At 76.1% G+C, this 15,445-nt stretch carries 14 protein-coding genes; 9 read left to right on the top strand and 5 right to left on the bottom strand.

Translation table 11 applies throughout. The features are described from left to right. Positions 1–29: 29 nt before the first annotated feature. Positions 30–782, top strand: a complete 753-nt coding sequence (gene heR, locus IU369_RS07910) for a heliorhodopsin HeR (protein WP_343233227.1) — start codon at positions 30–32, stop codon at positions 780–782. 17 nt (positions 783–799) lie between these two features. Here heR and meaB read toward each other — a convergent pair whose 3' ends face one another. From meaB to IU369_RS07895, 3 genes are read right to left on the bottom strand one after another with little or no spacing between them, the layout of a single operon-like run. Beyond that, entirely contained in the window at positions 800–1,774 is a 975-nt protein-coding gene (meaB, locus tag IU369_RS07905) for a methylmalonyl Co-A mutase-associated GTPase MeaB (protein WP_217924029.1), read from the bottom strand. Then, a complete protein-coding gene (locus IU369_RS07900) occupies positions 1,771–2,172 on the bottom strand; it encodes a cobalamin B12-binding domain-containing protein (protein WP_217924028.1) in 402 nt (133 codons plus the stop codon). Before IU369_RS07900 ends, meaB begins: the two co-directional genes overlap by 4 nt. Next, positions 2,172–3,836 (bottom strand): acyl-CoA mutase large subunit family protein, encoded by a 1,665-nt coding sequence (locus tag IU369_RS07895; protein WP_425516802.1) that lies wholly within the window; start codon positions 3,834–3,836, stop codon positions 2,172–2,174. The genes IU369_RS07900 and IU369_RS07895 overlap by 1 nt, the downstream gene beginning before the upstream one ends. Before the next feature lie 139 nt (positions 3,837–3,975). On the opposite strand from IU369_RS07895, the gene IU369_RS07890 reads away from it, so the two are divergent. Further along, entirely contained in the window at positions 3,976–6,060 is a 2,085-nt protein-coding gene (locus IU369_RS07890) for an HD domain-containing phosphohydrolase (RefSeq protein ID WP_217924026.1), read from the top strand. After that, the gene (locus IU369_RS07885; protein ID WP_217924025.1) at positions 6,057–7,157 is read left to right on the top strand and encodes an FAD-dependent oxidoreductase; all 1,101 of its coding nucleotides are present in this window, start codon (positions 6,057–6,059) and stop codon (positions 7,155–7,157) included. The genes IU369_RS07890 and IU369_RS07885 overlap by 4 nt, the downstream gene beginning before the upstream one ends. Here the strand turns inward: IU369_RS07885 and IU369_RS07880 are convergent. Continuing rightward, positions 7,105–7,494, bottom strand: coding sequence for a VOC family protein (locus tag IU369_RS07880; protein ID WP_217924024.1), 390 nt, complete (start codon positions 7,492–7,494; stop codon positions 7,105–7,107). The genes IU369_RS07885 and IU369_RS07880 overlap by 53 nt on opposite strands. Positions 7,495–7,657: 163 nt before the next feature. Here IU369_RS07880 and IU369_RS07875 point away from each other — a divergent pair, with 163 nt between their 5' ends. Together IU369_RS07875 and IU369_RS07870 are read left to right on the top strand one after the other, a co-directional pair. Further along, positions 7,658–8,662 (top strand): RNA polymerase subunit sigma-70, encoded by a 1,005-nt coding sequence (locus tag IU369_RS07875; RefSeq protein ID WP_425516817.1) that lies wholly within the window; start codon positions 7,658–7,660, stop codon positions 8,660–8,662. Positions 8,663–8,700: 38 nt separating this feature from the next. Further along, positions 8,701–9,591, top strand: coding sequence for a DNA-3-methyladenine glycosylase family protein (locus IU369_RS07870; RefSeq protein ID WP_217924022.1), 891 nt, complete (start codon positions 8,701–8,703; stop codon positions 9,589–9,591). On the opposite strand, the gene IU369_RS07865 is transcribed toward IU369_RS07870, so the two are convergent. Then, positions 9,560–10,093 carry a macro domain-containing protein gene (locus IU369_RS07865; RefSeq protein WP_217924021.1) on the bottom strand — a complete coding sequence of 178 codons (534 nt, stop codon included), beginning with the start codon at positions 10,091–10,093 and terminating at the stop codon, positions 9,560–9,562. The genes IU369_RS07870 and IU369_RS07865 overlap by 32 nt on opposite strands. Positions 10,094–10,159: 66 nt before the next feature. Between IU369_RS07865 and IU369_RS07860 the strand changes: the two genes are divergently transcribed. The 4 genes from IU369_RS07860 (at position 10,160) to IU369_RS07845 (ending at position 15,441) form a co-directional block, all read left to right on the top strand. Then, positions 10,160–10,573, top strand: coding sequence for an SRPBCC family protein (locus IU369_RS07860; RefSeq protein WP_217924020.1), 414 nt, complete (start codon positions 10,160–10,162; stop codon positions 10,571–10,573). A 68-nt stretch (positions 10,574–10,641) separates the two neighbouring features. After that, positions 10,642–12,426 (top strand): N-acetylglutaminylglutamine amidotransferase, encoded by a 1,785-nt coding sequence (locus IU369_RS07855; protein WP_217924019.1) that lies wholly within the window; start codon positions 10,642–10,644, stop codon positions 12,424–12,426. Positions 12,427–12,442: 16 nt separating this feature from the next. Beyond that, the gene (gene ngg, locus IU369_RS07850; protein ID WP_217924018.1) at positions 12,443–14,212 is read left to right on the top strand and encodes an N-acetylglutaminylglutamine synthetase; all 1,770 of its coding nucleotides are present in this window, start codon (positions 12,443–12,445) and stop codon (positions 14,210–14,212) included. Positions 14,213–14,253: 41 nt separating this feature from the next. Then, positions 14,254–15,441, top strand: a complete 1,188-nt coding sequence (locus IU369_RS07845; RefSeq protein WP_217924017.1) for an osmoprotectant NAGGN system M42 family peptidase — start codon at positions 14,254–14,256, stop codon at positions 15,439–15,441. The last annotated feature ends 4 nt before the right edge of the window (positions 15,442–15,445 follow it).

Raw genomic sequence — 15,445 nt, 5'->3', positions numbered from 1 at the left:
CGGGAGCGCGGCCCTGTCATCCTCCCGGCATCGCGACGACCCCCGCACCGACGCTGCGCCGCCTGCGCAACCTGAACCTCGTGGTGGGGCTCGCCCACCTCGTGCAGGGGCTCGTGATCCTCGCCCTCGCCAACGACTTCGCGACGCCGGTCACCGCGTCGTTCCTCGGCGGGCCCCCCGGTCAGGGCCCCGGCGAGCTCGAGGTGCTGTTCGACGTCCGCTTCGCACCGGTCGTCGCCGCGTTCCTGTTCCTCGCCGCCGCCGACCACCTGCTGATGGCGACCCCGCCGGTGCGCGCCTGGTACGAGCGGGAGCTCGGGCGGCGGCGCAACATCGCCCGCTGGATCGAGTACTCCGTCAGCGCGTCGCTGATGGTGGTGCTGATCGCGATGCTCACCGGGATCTCCGACGCCGCCGCGCTCATCGCGATCTTCGGCGCGAACGCCGCGATGATCCTCTTCGGACTGCTGATGGAGCGCCAGCCGCCCGACGCCGGCGCCGACTGGACGCCCTACTGGTTCGGGTGCGTCGCCGGCGCGGTGCCGTGGATCGCGATCGGCGTCTACCTCTTCGGCGGCGACTCCGCGCCGACGTTCGTCTACGCCATCTTCGTGTCGCTGTTCGTGCTGTTCAACAGCTTCGCCGTGAACATGGCCCTCCAGTACCGGCGGGTCGGCCGGTGGCGGGACTACCTCTTCTCGGAGCGGGCGTACATCGTCCTCAGCCTCGCCGCGAAGTCGGCCCTCGCCTGGCAGGTCTTCGGGAGCACGCTGGCGACCTGACGGATCGGGCGGGGCCCTCAGCCGCCGTCGAGGACCGCCCGCAGCACCTCCGCCGCACCGGCATCCGCGGGGATGCGCCCGGCGGCGACGTCCGCGAGGGCCGCCCGTCCCGCCTCGCCCGCGAGGGCCGCGTCGGTGCGGGCGCGCAACGCGACCCCCACCAGCGCCACTACCTCCCCGCGACGGCGCCGCGCCCGGCGGGCGTCGAGCTCCCCGTCGGCGGCGATCGCCGCCCGGTGGGCGGCGACCGCGCGCCACACCTCCGCCGCGCCCTCCCCCGTCGTCGACGTCGCCATCACGATCCCGGCGCGGCGGCCGGAGCGCGCCTCCAGGCCGCTGATGTGGCCGAGGTCGAGCATCTGCTCCAGGTCGCGGCGGGCGTCGGCGGCCCCCGGGCGGTCCGCCTTGTTGACGACGAGCACGTCGGCGACCTCCAGCAGCCCCGCCTTGTTGGCCTGCACCGCGTCGCCCCACCCGGGCGCGACCACCAGCACCGTCGTGTCGGCGGCGGCGACCACGTCGACCTCCACCTGCCCGACGCCCGTCGTCTCGACGATCACCGGGTCGTGACCGGCGTGCGCCAGCAGGCGCAGGGCCGCGGGCACCGCCGCCGCCAGCCCGCCCTGGTGCCCGCGGGTCGCCATCGACCGCACGAACGCCCCCGGGGCGACGCCGTCCATGCGGACCCGGTCACCGAGGATCGCACCGCCCGTCACGGGTGACGACGGGTCGATCGCGAGCACCGCCGGACGGAGTCCCTCCCCCGCGAGGTGCGCCAGGAGGTGACCCGTCAGGGACGACTTGCCGGCCCCCGGCGCCCCGGTGACGCCGACGACGTGGGCGGCGCCCTCGCCCGCGGGCAGCAGCGCCGCCACCTCCGCGGCCGTCTCCCCGCCCCGCTCGATGCGCGTGATCAGACGCGCCAGCGCCCCGCGGTCGCCGTCGCGGGCGGCCCGGAGCAGGACGGCGGGGTCCCCCTCGCGGGCGCTCACGGGGCCGCGGCGGCGACGGCGCGGCGCACCGCCGCGGCCACCTCGACCGCGGACGCGCCGGGGCCGAGGACCTCCGCCACCCCCGCCGCGCGCAACGTCGCCACGTCGTCGGGGGGCACGATGCCGCCGACGACGACCGGCGTCGCGAGCCCGAGGGCGCGCAGGGCGTCCACCATCGCGGGGCCCAGCGTCAGGTGGCTCGCGTTGTGCATCGAGATGCCGACGGCGTCGGCGTCCTCTTGCTGGGCGACACCCGCCACCCCCTCCGGGGACTGGCGCAGCCCCAGGTAGACGACCTCCATGCCCGCGTCGCGGAGGATGCGGGCGACGACCTTCAGGCCGCGGTCGTGGCCGTCGAGGCCGAGCTTCGCGAGGACGATGCGCGGGGCGTCGTCCATCACACGACGATCCGCTCGACGTGGGTCCCGAACACGGAGGCGAGGGTGGCGACGATCTCGCCCTCGGTGGCGTGGGCGCGCACCGCGTCGATGAGGGGCGGCATCAGGTTGCGGGTCGGCTCGGCGGCGCCGGCGCGCAGGTCGGCGAGGGCCGCGTCGACCGCTCCGGCGGAGCGCTCGGAGCGCACCCGGCCGAGGCGCTCCACCTGCCGCCGCTCGACGTCGGGGTCGATCCGCAACGTCGGCCCGGGGGGCTCGTCGCCGTCGTCGGTGAACGCGTTGACGCCGACGACGATGCGGCGGCCGGCGTTGACCTCGCGCTCGAACCGGTAGGCGGCGTCGGCGATCTCCCCGACGAACCACCCCTGCTCGACGCCCTCGTACACGCCCTCCAGGATCGTGCCGCCGCCGATGTCGAGGAGGTGCGCGAAGACCTCCTCCGCCCGCCGCTCCATCTCGTCGGTCATCCACTCCACGTAGTCCGAGCCCCCGAGGGGGTCGGCGACGTGGGCGACGCCCGTCTCGTGGGCGATCACCTGCTGGGTGCGCAGGGCGATGCGGGCGGCCCGCTCGCTCGGCAGCGCGAGCGCCTCGTCGTAGGCGTCGGTGTGGAGGCTCTGGGTGCCGCCGAGCGCCGCCGCCAGCGCCTGCAGTGCGACGCGGGCGATGTTCACCTCGGGCTGGGACGCCGTGAGCGACACCCCGGCCGTCTGGGTGTGGAAGCGGCAGACGAGGCTCCGGGGGTCCCGGGCGCCGTAGCGCTCGCGCATCCACCGGGCCCAGATGCGCCGCGCCGCGCGGAGCTTGCCGATCTCCTCGAAGAAGTCGATGTGGCAGTTGAAGAAGAACGACAGGCGCGGTGCGAAGTCGTCGACCGCGAGGCCCGCCGCGACCGCCGCCTCGACGTAGGCGAACCCGTTCGCGAGCGTGAACGCCAGCTCCTGGGCGGCGGTGCTCCCGGCCTCGCGGATGTGGTACCCCGAGATCGAGACGGGGTGCCAGCGCGGCATCTCGGCCGTCGCGAACGCGATCGTGTCCGTCACGAGCCGCACCGACGGCCGCGGCGGGAAGATGTACTCCTTCTGGGCCTGGTACTCCTTGAAGATGTCGTTCTGGATCGTCCCGGACAGGTCGCGCCGGGCGACGCCGCCCCGCTCCGCCGCCGCGACGTACATGGCGAGCAGGATCGCCGCGGGACCGTTGATCGTCAGGGACGTCGAGACCGCGCCGAGGTCGATGCCGGCGAACAGGTCCTCGACGTCGGGCAGCACGTCGACCGCCACCCCGGCGCGGCCGACCTCCCCCCGCGCGAGCGGCGCGTCCGAGTCGACGCCCATCAGCGTCGGCATGTCGAACGCCGTCGACAGGCCGGTGCCCCCCGCCGCGAGCAGGTCCCGGAACCGGCGGTTCGTGTCCGCCGCGGTCCCGAAGCCCGCGAACATCCGCATCGTCCACAGCCGCGAGCGGTACATCGAGGCGTGGGGGCCCCGGGTGTACGGATAGGTGCCGGGGAGGGGCCCGTCGCCGTAGACCGGGTCGACCGGGACGCCGGACATGGTCTCGAACGGGACGTCGCGGAGCCGCGCGCGGGCGTAGGCGGCCCCCCACTCCCCGCGGTCGGCGTCGCGCCCCGGGCCGTCGGCCTCGCTCACCGTGTCCCCCATGCCGGAACCCAGATGGACTGACCGGGTGAGGATAACCCCGCGGGACCGGCGACCGGGGGACTCACTCCCCATCGGGGGATGCCGATGACGACCGCACGCGGGGATCCGTGCCCTGGAGCCCCCATCCGGAGGTCGATCCATGCCCGGTCCCGTCCCGGCGGTCCGTCGCGTCCGCGCGGCGCTCCGACGTCCCCTCGCCCTGCTCGGCGGCGCCCGTCTGCGCCCCCTGCAGGTGGTCGTCGTGGTCGCGATCGCGGGAGCCGGCCTGGCCGCGTCGGCGGCGGTGGCCACCCACGCCCGTGCCGACCACCGCGACGCCCACACGGAGTGGGCCGGGCGCGCGGCGGCGACGATCCGCGACGAGCTCGACGCCGCCGGGTCGAACCTGACCGCCGCGCGGGGGCTGTTCGCCGCCGGGGGGCCGGCGGTCGACGCCGCAGCCTTCGGCCGGTTCGCCGCCGTCGAGCTCGTCGACTCGCAGGTGCTCTCGCTCAACTGGGCCGAGCGCGTGCCCGCCGCGTCCCGCCCCCGGTACGAGCGCCTCCACGGCACGATCCGCGCGCCCGACGCCTCCGGCCGGATCACCGCGGCGCCCGCGCGGGGGGAGCACTTCCCGCTCACCTTCACCGCCCCGGCGTCACCGGCGGCGCGCGGGAGCCTCGGCGTCGACCTCGCCGGCCGGCCGGCCCTGCGGGCGACGCTGGCGCGGGCGCGCGACGGGGCCCGGCCCGTCGTCACCCCCGCGCTGTCGCTCGACCGGGGCCGCCCGACGGCGGTCGCCCTGCTCGCCGCCGTGTACGGACCGGACCCGTCGCCGTCGACGGTCGCCGCCCGCCGGTCGGGGCTGGGCGGATACGTCGGCGGGGTCTTCCCCCTCACCGGCCTGGCGGCCCCCGCCGCCGCGCTGCTGCCCGAGGGCGGCGGCCTGCGCATCACCGACCGGGGCACCACCCTCGCCGACATCGGCCCCGGTCGCCCCCGCGACGCGGTCGGCGTCGCCCGGGTCGCCGGGACCACCTGGACCGTAAAGGTCGCGCTCCCCGGGGCGCCCGCCGCGACGTCCACCGCGGTCCTGACGCCCGCCCTCGGCGCCGCCGCCGTCGCGCTCCTGTTCGCCGTGCTGTTCGGGCAGGCGAACGGGCGCCGCCGCGAGCGCGGCGCGGCGGCGGCCCGCCTGCGGCACGAGGCCGACACCGACGGCCTCACCGGGCTCGCCAACCGGCGGCGGCTCGAGCGCGACCTCGCGGCCGCCGCCCGCGAGCGGTCGCCCCTCACCCTCGTCATGCTCGACCTGAACGGGTTCAAGGGCTACAACGACCGCTTCGGCCACCCCGCCGGCGACGCGCTGCTGGTGCGGCTCTCGGCCCGCCTCGCCGCCGCCGCGCCCGGCGCCGCCTACCGCCTCGGCGGCGACGAGTTCTGCGTGCTGGTCCCGGGAGGGGGACGGCTCGGCGACACCCTCGACCGGGTCCACGAGGCCCTGCGGGAGCGGGGCGACGGCTTCCAGGTCACGGCCGCCCACGGCGTCGCGCGCCTGCCGGTGGACGCCACCACCCCCGACGCGGCGATGCTCGTCGCCGACCACCGCATGTACGCCCACAAGGGGATCGGCCGCCAGAGCGCCGGGAGCCAGAGCGCCGACGTCCTCGTCCGCGCGCTCGCCGAGCGCCACCCCGACCTGGAGGAGCACACCGACGGCGTCGCCGACCTGGCCGACCGCGTCGCCCGGCGCCTCGGCCTCGGCGAGACCGCCCGGGGCGAGGTCCGGCGGGCGGCGCGCCTCCACGACGTCGGGAAGGTCGCCATCCCCGACTCCATCCTCGACAAGCCCGCGCCGCTCGACGCCGCCGAGCTCGCCTTCGTGCGCCGCCACACCGTCATCGGCGAGCGCATCCTGCGGGTCGCACCCTCCCTCGCCCCGATCGCCGCCCTCGTGCGGTCCAGCCACGAGCGGTGGGACGGGGCCGGGTACCCCGACGGCCTCGCCGGGGAGGACATCCCGCGGGCGTCGCGCATCGTGTTCGCCTGCGACGCGTACGAGGCCATGACCTCCCCGCGGCGCCCCTACCGCGACGCGATCCCGCCGGGGGCGGCCCTCGCCGAGATCGCCGCCTGCGCCGGCACCCAGTTCGACCCGCAGGTCGCCGCCGTCCTCGTGGAGGTCGTGCGCGGCGACCTCGCCGGGGCCGCCGCCCGGCGGACGGGGGTAGTCTCGCCGGCGTGATCCGGACGGTCATCGTGGGCGGCGGGATGGTGGGGCTGACGCTCGCGCGGCTCCTGCGCGCCCGCGGCCACGACCCCGTCGTGCTCGAGCGGGCGCCCGCGGGGGTCTGGATGCCGCGCGGCTTCATGCTCGGGTACCAGGGCTACGACGCGTTCGAGGAGCTCGGGCTGCTGTCCCGGCTGCGCGCCGCGGGGCGCGACGTCGGCACCGGACCGGACGGCGTGCCCGTCGGCATCGCCGTCGACTACGGCATCGTGATGGGCACGCTCGCGGAGGACGTCCCCGTGGCCCACGGCGAGGCCGTCGTCGCCCTGCTCCGCGACGGCGACCGCGTGACCGGCGTCGTCACCGAGGGCCCCGGCGGACGCGCCGACGTCGCGGCCGACCTCGTCGTCGCCTGCGACGGCCGGGCGTCCGCGGTGCGCGACATGGCCGGCATCCCCTCCGAGCTGTCGCCGCTGCGCGACGCCTACCTCGGGTTCCTGAGCCCCACCGCGCCCCGGCAGCTCTTCGGCTTCCGCTACCTGTCGGACGGCGGGATGATCACGATGCTCGGATGGCCCGAGGGCTCCTCGGGCTCCCGCCGCGTGGACCCCGTCGGGCGCGACGCCGCCACGGCCCCCGACATCGGCGTCTTCACCCGGACCTTCGCCGAGCTGCTGCCCGAGGCGGAGGAGATCGTCGGCGCCATCACCTCCTGGGACCAGGTGCGCTACACCGAGCCCGCCCTGCTGCGGTGCCCGAGCTGGTGGGTCCCCGGGGTCGTCGCGATCGGCGACTCGGCGCACACGTTCGGGCCCGACACCGGGGTCGGCGCCGGGATCGGCCTGCAGGACGCCCACGCCCTCGCCGAGGCGATCGGCCGCGCCCCGGACGCCGACGCCGCCTGCGAGAGCTACGCGACGTGGCGCGAGCCCGCCGTGCGGCCCTACGAGGCGATGGACCCCGCCTGGCGGCATGGACGAGATCCCCCCGGCGGCGCCGGCCGAGCGGTGGCCCCCGGCCTGATCCCGGCGCCGCCGGGGCGGGACGCCGGCGGCCCCGTCAGTCGGCGGGGAGCTGCATCACCGCCAGCACGTTGCCCGCCGGGTCGGTGAACCAGGCGATGTCCGGTCCGTCGCCGAGACCGCGGTGGATGCCGCGGGAGTCGGGCTCCGGCATCCCCGGGTACGTCTCGAACGTCACCCCGGCCGCGGCCAGCCCGTCCACGGCCGCGTCGATGTCCGCGACCGGGAAGTTCAGCACCGTGAAGGCGGCCGGCACGTGGTCGTCCCCCTTCGGGTACACGAGCACGTGGCCCCCCGTCGCGAGCCGCAGGTCCAGCATCCCGTGCTCGTCGGCCACCTCCAGGCCGAGCACGTCCGCGTAGAAGCCCCGGACGCGGTCCACGTCGTCAACCGAGAACCCCGAGAAGGCGGGAACGTCGCCGAACATGGTGTCTCCCCTCGTCGCGTGTGTCCCCTGTCGACCCCCGGGCCGGCACGGACTCATCGGTCTCATCTAGGTTGCCACCGTGGGGAGCGCACCGACACCGTCCGCGGACCGCGAGCGCCACCTCATCGAGGCCGCCCGCGACGGCGACGAGGACGCCTACCGCATGCTCGTCGAGGGCCGCCACGACGAGCTGCAGGCCCACTGCTACCGCATGCTGGGCTCCGTCCACGACGCCGAGGACGCCCTCCAGGACGCCCTGCTGCGCGCGCGGCGCGGGCTGCCCCGGTTCGACGGGCGCAGCTCCCTGCGGGCGTGGCTCTACCGGATCGCGACGAACACCTCGCTCGACGTGATCGCCCGCCGCCCCGCGCGGGTCCTCGCGACGGCGCGGGGGTCGGCCGCCGGCCCGTCCGACCCGCCGGGCGCCCCGCTCGTCGAGTCGATCTGGATCGAGCCCTACCCCGACGCGCGGATCCCCGAGGACGCGTCGGCCGGCCCCGAGGCCCGCTACGAGCAACGCGAGGGCGTCGAGCTCGCGTTCGTCGCGGCGCTGCAGATGCTGCCGGCCCGCCAGCGCGCCGCCCTCATCCTGCGCGACGTCCTCGGGTTCTCGGCCCGGGAGACGGCCGAGACGCTGGAGACGACCGTCGCGTCGGTCAACAGCGCCCTGCAGCGGGCGCGGGCGACCCTCGCGGCGCGCCTGCCGGAGCGCAGCCAGCAGGCGACCCTCCGCGACCTCGGCGACGAACGGGTGGGGGAGCTCGCCGACCGCTACGCCCGGGCGCTGCAGGGCGGCGACGTCGACGCCCTCCTCGCGATGCTGACCGAGGACGCCACCTGGTCGATGCCGCCGCTGCCCACCTGGTACCGCGGCCACGAGGCGCTCCGCGGATTCCTGGTGAACCACGCCATGACGGTCCGGTGGCGGCACGCCCCGACGCGCGTCAACGGCCAGCTCGCCCTCGGCTGCTACGGGTGGGACGCGAGCCGCGGGCGGTACGTCGCGGCCGTCCTCGACGTCATCACCCTCCGCGGCGACCGGATCGCCGCGGTCGACGCCTTCGGCACCGCGGAGGCCTTCACGTGCCTCGCGACGGGCGCCACCCCGATCCCCCCCTCCCCCCTCCTCGCGGCCGCCGGCCTGCCCGAGACGCTGCCCCCCGACTGAGCGGCGCGCCCGCCGCCCGCGGGGCTACCCTCCCGGGGGTGCTGCTCGAGACGACGCTGCGGCCGCGGCCGCCCTACGACCTCGCCGACTCGACCGGCGGCACCGCCGGCGGCACCCGCCGGATGCGGGGCGGCGTGCTGGAGCTCTGGGACCGCGTCGACGGCGCCCCGGCCCGGGTGCTGCTGCGCCAGCGCCCCGACGGGTCGATCGACGCGCGCGTCACCGGGGCCGACCCGGAGCGCGCCCACGAGCGGCTGCGCTTCCTGCTGGCCCTCGACGTCGACCACGCGCCGTTCCTGCGCCAGGCGCGCCGCGACCCCCTGGCACGGGTCGCCGCGTGGCGGTGGCCGGGCCTGCGGCCGATCCGCCTCGCGACCCCCGCCCACGCCCTCGTCGCCGCGGTCTGCGGGCAGCTCGTCACCGGCCGCGAGGCGGCGCGCCTGCACCGGGCGGTGCTGCGCCTCTGCGGACCCGACGCCGACGGCCTGCGGGTGCCGCCGTCCCAGGAGGACGTCGCCGCCCTCCACCCCGCCCGCTGCGCGTCCACGGGACTCGCGGCACGCCGGGCGGGCGCGATGGTGCGCGTCGCCCGCGGCCCCTCGCTCGACCGGCTGGCGGGACGCACCACCGCCCAGATCGTCGCGGCGGTGACCCGCGAACCGGGCCTCGGCCCCTGGTCGGCCGGGGTCATCGCGATGCGCGGGTACGGGCGGTACGACCACGGCCTCGTCGGCGACCTCGGCCTGATGCGGCTGTGGGCGGCGGTCCACGGCGAGTGGCCCGCCCCGGAGGAGACGGCGGCGATGCTCGCCCCCTACGGCGAGTGGGCGGGCCTCGCGAGCGTCTACCTGCTGCGCCACCCGCTCGCCGCGCTCGGCGGCCGGCCCGTGACCCGGCTCAGCGCGCGGGCGGCGGCGGCGTCGGCGTAGCCCCTCCGGCCGCCGCGGCGTAGGCGTCGCGGACGGCCGGGTCGAGGAAGCAGAACCGCGCGAGGGTCACGCCGGGGGCGGCGGCCATCGCCTCCCGCAGCGCCGCCACCGCCACGGGGGCGGCGCGGTCCACCGGGAACCCGAAGATGCCCGTCGAGATCGCCGGCAGCGCGAGGGTGGCGAGGCCGTTCTCGCGGGCCCGCGCGACCACCGCCCGGTGGCACGCCGCCAGCAGGTCCTCCTCGCCCGCGTCGCCGCCCGCCCACACCGGGCCGACGGCGTGGATCACCGCCCGCTGCGGCAGTTCGCCGGCCACCGTCACCACCGCGCCGCCCGTCGGGCAGTGGCCGATCGCCCGCGACGCCGCGGACAGCTCGGGACCCGCGGCCGCGGCGATCGCGCCGGCGACGCCCCCGCCGTGGGCGAGGCGCTCGTTGGCGGGGTTGACGATCGCGTCGACCGGCTGGCGGAGCAGGTCGGCGACGAGGAACTCGATGATCACGGCCCGACGATACCCGCCCCGCGGGTACCCTCCACCGCGACGACCCGGCGGACGAGGAGGACCCTGATGGCGAACGACTTCGAGGTGGGCGTGGACGTGGGCGTGGACCCCGACGCGGCCTGGCGGCTGGCCGGCGACCCCGTGGCGATCCGGGACTGGTTCGGCCCCGTGAGCGACATCGCCGTCGACGGCGACCTGCGCACCGTGACGATGGGCAACGGCGCGCAGCTGCTCGAGCGGCTCGTCGACCGCGACGACGCCGCCCGGACCTACTCCTACGTCGTCGAGTCGGGCATCCCCGGCCTGACGAGCCACCGCGCCACGATCCGGGTCGTCGAGGCCCCCGGCGGGTCGCGGGTGCTGTGGCGCCAGACCGCCACCTCGGACGTCGAGGGGTACGACATCGAGGCCCGGCTGTCGGGCGTCATGACGGCCGGCCTGGAGTCGCTGCGGGACCGCCTGGAGGGCGCCGCGGCCTGAGCCCGGCCCGGGGCGCGCCGCGACGCCGCGCGGGCGGCGCGCCCGGACGACTGCAAGACTCCCGCCCCATGTGTGGAATCGCCGGGGAGATCAGGCGGGACGGCGCCCCCGCCGATCTCGTCGCGCTGGGGCGGATGTCGGCCACCATGTCGGACCGGGGTCCGGACGCGTCGGGCGCGTGGTCGCAGGGGTCCGTGGGCCTCGCCCACCGCCGCCTCAAGATCATCGACCTGACCGCGGCCAGCGGCCAGCCGCTCGTCGACGCGGTCGCCGGCCTGTCGGGCGTCTTCAACGGCTGCATCTACAACTACCGGGAGCTCCGCGAGGAGCTGAGCGGCCTCGGCCACGTCTTCGCCTCGCAGGGCGACAGCGAGGTGGTGCTGAAGGCGTACGCCCAGTGGGGCGCCTCCTTCGTGGACCACCTGATCGGCATGTTCGCCGTCGCGATCGTCGAGCGCGACAGCGGCCGCGTCGTGCTCGCCCGCGACCGGCTCGGCATCAAGCCCCTCTACGTCGCGGAGACCGCCGACGCGGTCCGCTTCGCCAGCACCCTCCCCGCGCTGCTCGCCGGCGGCGGCGTCGACACCGCCATCGACCCGGTGGCGCTGCACCACTACCTGACGTTCCACTCGGTGGTCCCGGCCCCGCGGACCATCCTCCGCGGCGTCCAGAAGCTGCCCCCCGCCACGGTGCGCACCATCCACCCCGACGGCCGCCAGGAGGACCGCCTCTACTGGAAGGCGTCGTTCACCCGCGACCCGGAGCGCGCCGGCTGGAGCGACCGCGACTGGCAGGACGCGCTGCTCGGCTCCCTCACCACCGCCGTGCGGCGGCGGATGGTCGCCGACGTGCCCGTCGGCGTGCTGCTCTCCGGGGGGCTCGACTCGAGCCTCGTGGTGGCCCTCCTCGCCGGCGAGGGGCAGCACGACCTCGCGACGTTCTCGATCGGCTTCGAGTCGGTCGGCGGCCGCGAGGGCGACGAGTTCCGCTACTCCGACGTCATCGCCGAGCGGTTCGCGACCGACCACCACCAGATCCGGATCGCCGCGCGCGACCTGCTCGGCCCGCTGGAGCGCGCCGTCGGCGCCATGTCGGAGCCGATGGTGAGCCACGACTGCGTCGCGTTCTACCTGCTCAGCGAGGCCGTCGCGAAGCACCTGAAGGTCGTGCAGTCGGGGCAGGGCGCCGACGAGATCCTCGGCGGCTACCACTGGTACCCGCCGCTCATCGACGTCGGCCGCGAGGACGCCCTCGGCATCTACGGCGAGGCGTTCTTCGACCGCGACGCCGCCGGCATGGCCGAGGTGATCGGCGAGGCGTACCGCTGGCCCGGCGACCCGCCGCGCGAGTACGTCAACGGCCACTTCTCCGCCCCCGGCGCCGAGACGGCCGTCGACGCGGCGCTGCGCATCGACACCGGCGTCATGCTCGTCGAGGACCCCGTGAAGCGCGTCGACAACATGACGATGGCGCACGGCCTGGAGGCGCGGGTGCCGTTCCTCGACCACGAGTTCGTGGAGATGGCGGCGAGCTGCCCGCCCGGCCTGAAGCTGGCCCAGGGCGGCAAGGGCGTGCTGAAGGACATCGGGCGGCGGGTGCTGCCCCACGAGGTCATCGACCGCCCCAAGGGCTACTTCCCCGTCCCCGGCGTCACCCACCTGGAGGGCGACGTCCTCGACCGGGTGCGCGACGCGCTGCACGCCCCCGACGCCCGCGAGCGCGGCCTGTTCCGGCAGGGATACGTCGACGGGCTGCTGCGCGACCCCAACAGCGAGCTGACCCCGTTGCGCGGCAACAAGCTGTGGCAGCTCGGGCTGCTGGAGCTCTGGCTCCAGACCCACGGAGTGCGGTGAGAGGAGACCCCACGCCATGACGACCGACCCGACACCGGCCCGCGAGAAGGTCGGGCCGGGGGGCGACCCGTCGGCGCAGGGACCGGCCGAGCCGCCGTCCCCCGCCCCGGGACCCGAGTCGGTCGTCCTCGACTGCGGGTGGGGGCGCCTCGTGTTCGGCAACACGTTCCCCGACGCGGAGCGCGCCGCCGACGCGCTGCGCGCCGAGGCCGACGGGGCCCGCGACATCTGCGTGTACCTGGCCGAGCCGCACGTGCTGGTGGCGCGGCGCCACGCCGAGCTGTTCATCGACCCGTCGCACACGTACCGGCTGGAGCTGCCCGCCGAGATCGAGGCCCGCCTCGGGTCGGTCGAGGTGCGGCCCCTCCGCGACGCGGCCGACGCCGACGCCGTCAACCGCATCTACGCCGCGAACGGCATGCTGACGGCGCCCGTCGACACCCTGATCGGCAACGCCGGCACCGAAGAGTTCCTGCACCTCGTCGCCGTGCACACCCCCACCGACACCGTCGTCGGCACCATCACCGGCGTCGACCACGTCGCCGTGTTCGGCGACCCCGACGGCGGCAGCAGCCTCTGGTGCCTGACGGTCGACATGAACGCCGCGCCCCCCGGCACGGGACAGGCGCTGCTCGCGGCGCTCGCCGACCGCCTCGTCGCCCTCGGCCGCCGCTACGTCGACCTGTCGGTGCTGGCCGACAACACCGGCGCCATCCGGCTCTACGAGCGGCTCGGCTTCACGCGCATCCCCGAGCTGTTCGTGAAGCGCAAGAACCCGATCAACGAGGAGCTGTTCGTCGCCCCCGGCACCCACGGGCACGACGACCTCAACCCCTACGCGAAGATCATCGCCGTCGAGGCGCGGCGCCGGGGCGTCGGGGTCGAGATCCTCGACGCCGAGTGGGGCGAGATGCGCCTCACCCACGGCGGCCGCCGCATCACGATGCGCGAGTCCCTGTCGGAGCTGACGAGCGCCGTCGCCATGAGCCGGTGCGACGACAAGCGCGTCACGCGCCGGGTGCTCGCGAAGGCGGGGCTGCGGGTGCCGCGCGGCGTCGACGCGACCCGCGGCGCCGAGGACGTGGCGTTCCTGCGCGAGGCGGGTCCGCTCGTGGTCAAGCCGGCGCGGGGCGAGCAGGGACGCGGCATCACCGTCGGCGTCACGACCGAGACGGCCCTCGAGGAGGCCGTCGCCCTCGCGACCCGCCACTGCGCCGACGTGCTGCTCGAGGAGCTCTGCCCCGGCCAGGACCTGCGCGTCGTCGTCATCGACCACGCCGTCGTCGCGGCCGCCGTGCGGCGCCCCGCCGCGGTGACGGGGGACGGCCGCAAGGACATCCGGGCCCTGATCGAGGCCCAGAGCCGGCGGCGGGCCGCGGCGACGGGGGGCGAGTCGACGATCCCGCTCGACGCCGCGACCGAGGACGTCGTGCGCGCCGCGGGCCACACGTTGGACGACGTCCTCCCCGCGGGAGAGACGCTCGAGGTGCGCCGCACCGCGAACCTCCACACCGGCGGGACGATCCACGACGTCACCGCGGAGCTCCACCCCGACCTCGCCGCCGCGTGCGTCGCCGCGAGCCGCGCGCTGGAGATCCCCCTGACCGGCCTCGACCTGCTGGTCCCCGACCCCGCGGGACCCGAGCACGTCTTCATCGAGGCGAACGAGCGCCCCGGCCTGGCGAACCACGAGCCGCAGCCGACGGCGGAGCGCTACCTCGACATGCTCTTCCCCGGCACCCGCGGCGTGCCCCGGCGCTGGGTGCCGGTGGAGTCCGCCACCTGACATCCTCCGGGACCCGTCGCCCCGACCCCCGAGGAGCACCGTTGGTCCCACGCCCGCCCCCGCCGCGCCGTCTCGGCATCGACCGGGAGTACCTCGAGACCGTCCTCGTGGAGCTCCTCGAGATCCCCAGCCCGTCGGGCCGGACCGATCACGTCATGCAGTACGTCGGCGAGCGCCTCGAGGGCCTCGGGCTCCCCTTCTCGATCACGCGCCGCGGGGCGATCATCGCGAGCCTCGACGGCGACCGCGACGACGTCGACCGCACCCTCGTCGTCCACACGGACACGATCGGGTGCATGGTGCGCGGCCTGAAGGAGAACGGGCGCCTCGCGGTCCGGCCGATCGGGACCCACAGCGCGCGCTTCTCCGAGGGCGCGCAGGTGCGGATCTTCACCGACGACCTCGACCAGGTCATCACCGGCACCATCCTCGCCCTCAAGGCGAGCGGCCACCGCTACAACGACGAGGTCGACTCGCAGGGCGTCGGCTGGGACCACGTGGAGGTGCGCGTCGACGAGTCGGTGGAGGACGCGGCCGGGCTGCGCTCCCTCGGCATCGACGTCGGCGACTTCGTCGCGCTCATCTCGACGCCGCTCATCACCCCCAGCGGCTTCGTGAAGGCCCGGCACCTCGACGACAAGGCCGGCGTCGCCGCGGTCCTCGCCGGCGTGAAGGCCGTCGTCGAGACCGGCGTGCACGTGCCGGTCAACGCGCACCTGCTGATCACCTGCACCGAGGAGGTCGGTCACGGCGCCAGCCACGGCGTCGACTCGCGCGTCGCCGAGATCGTCTCCGTCGACACCGCCGTGGTCGCGCCCGAGCAGCAGTCGCGGGAGGACGCCGTCTGCGTGGCGATGGCGGACGGCGTCGGCCCGTTCGACTACCACCTGTCACGCCGGATCGCGGCGCTCGCCTCCGAGCACGGCGTGCCCTGCGTGCGCGACGTGTTCGTCCACTACCGCTCCGACCTGGCCGCCACCCTCGAGTCGGGCGCCGACACGCGGACGGCCCTGCTCGGCTTCGGGGTCGACGCGACGCACGGCCACGAGCGCACCCACATGGGCGGCCTCGTGCACCTGGCCGAGCTGATCGGGCTCTACCTGCAGACCGACCTCGTGTTCCCCGAGTGGGACGCCGGGGGGCGGGGCGAGCTGGAGGACTTCCCGTCGCTGGCGGTGCAGCCCGCGAACGAGGAGGGACCGCGCGACGGCCCCATCGGGGTGGACTAGCCCG

The sequence above is a fragment of the Miltoncostaea oceani genome (assembly GCF_018141545.1).
Classification (GTDB): domain Bacteria; phylum Actinomycetota; class Thermoleophilia; order Miltoncostaeales; family Miltoncostaeaceae; genus Miltoncostaea; species Miltoncostaea oceani.
The sequence above is the reverse complement of the archived record's forward strand: the minus strand, read 5'-3'. Positions and strand labels throughout refer to the sequence as shown.

Bases quoted from the DNA above. Each gene is read 5' to 3' on its own strand.
- IU369_RS07895 (WP_425516802.1), bottom strand. From the start codon at position 3,836: ATGGGGGACACGGTGAGCGAGGCCGACGGCCCGGGGCGCGACGCCGAC.
- ngg (WP_217924018.1), top strand. From the start codon at position 12,443: ATGACGACCGACCCGACACCGGCCCGCGAGAAGGTCGGGCCGGGGGGC.
- IU369_RS07860 (WP_217924020.1), top strand. From the start codon at position 10,160: ATGGCGAACGACTTCGAGGTGGGCGTGGACGTGGGCGTGGACCCCGAC.
- IU369_RS07890 (WP_217924026.1), top strand. From the start codon at position 3,976: ATGCCCGGTCCCGTCCCGGCGGTCCGTCGCGTCCGCGCGGCGCTCCGA.
- IU369_RS07855 (WP_217924019.1), top strand. From the start codon at position 10,642: ATGTGTGGAATCGCCGGGGAGATCAGGCGGGACGGCGCCCCCGCCGAT.
- IU369_RS07880 (WP_217924024.1), bottom strand. From the start codon at position 7,494: ATGTTCGGCGACGTTCCCGCCTTCTCGGGGTTCTCGGTTGACGACGTG.
- IU369_RS07900 (WP_217924028.1), bottom strand. From the start codon at position 2,172: ATGGACGACGCCCCGCGCATCGTCCTCGCGAAGCTCGGCCTCGACGGC.
- IU369_RS07875 (WP_425516817.1), top strand. From the start codon at position 7,658: ATGCTCGTCGAGGGCCGCCACGACGAGCTGCAGGCCCACTGCTACCGC.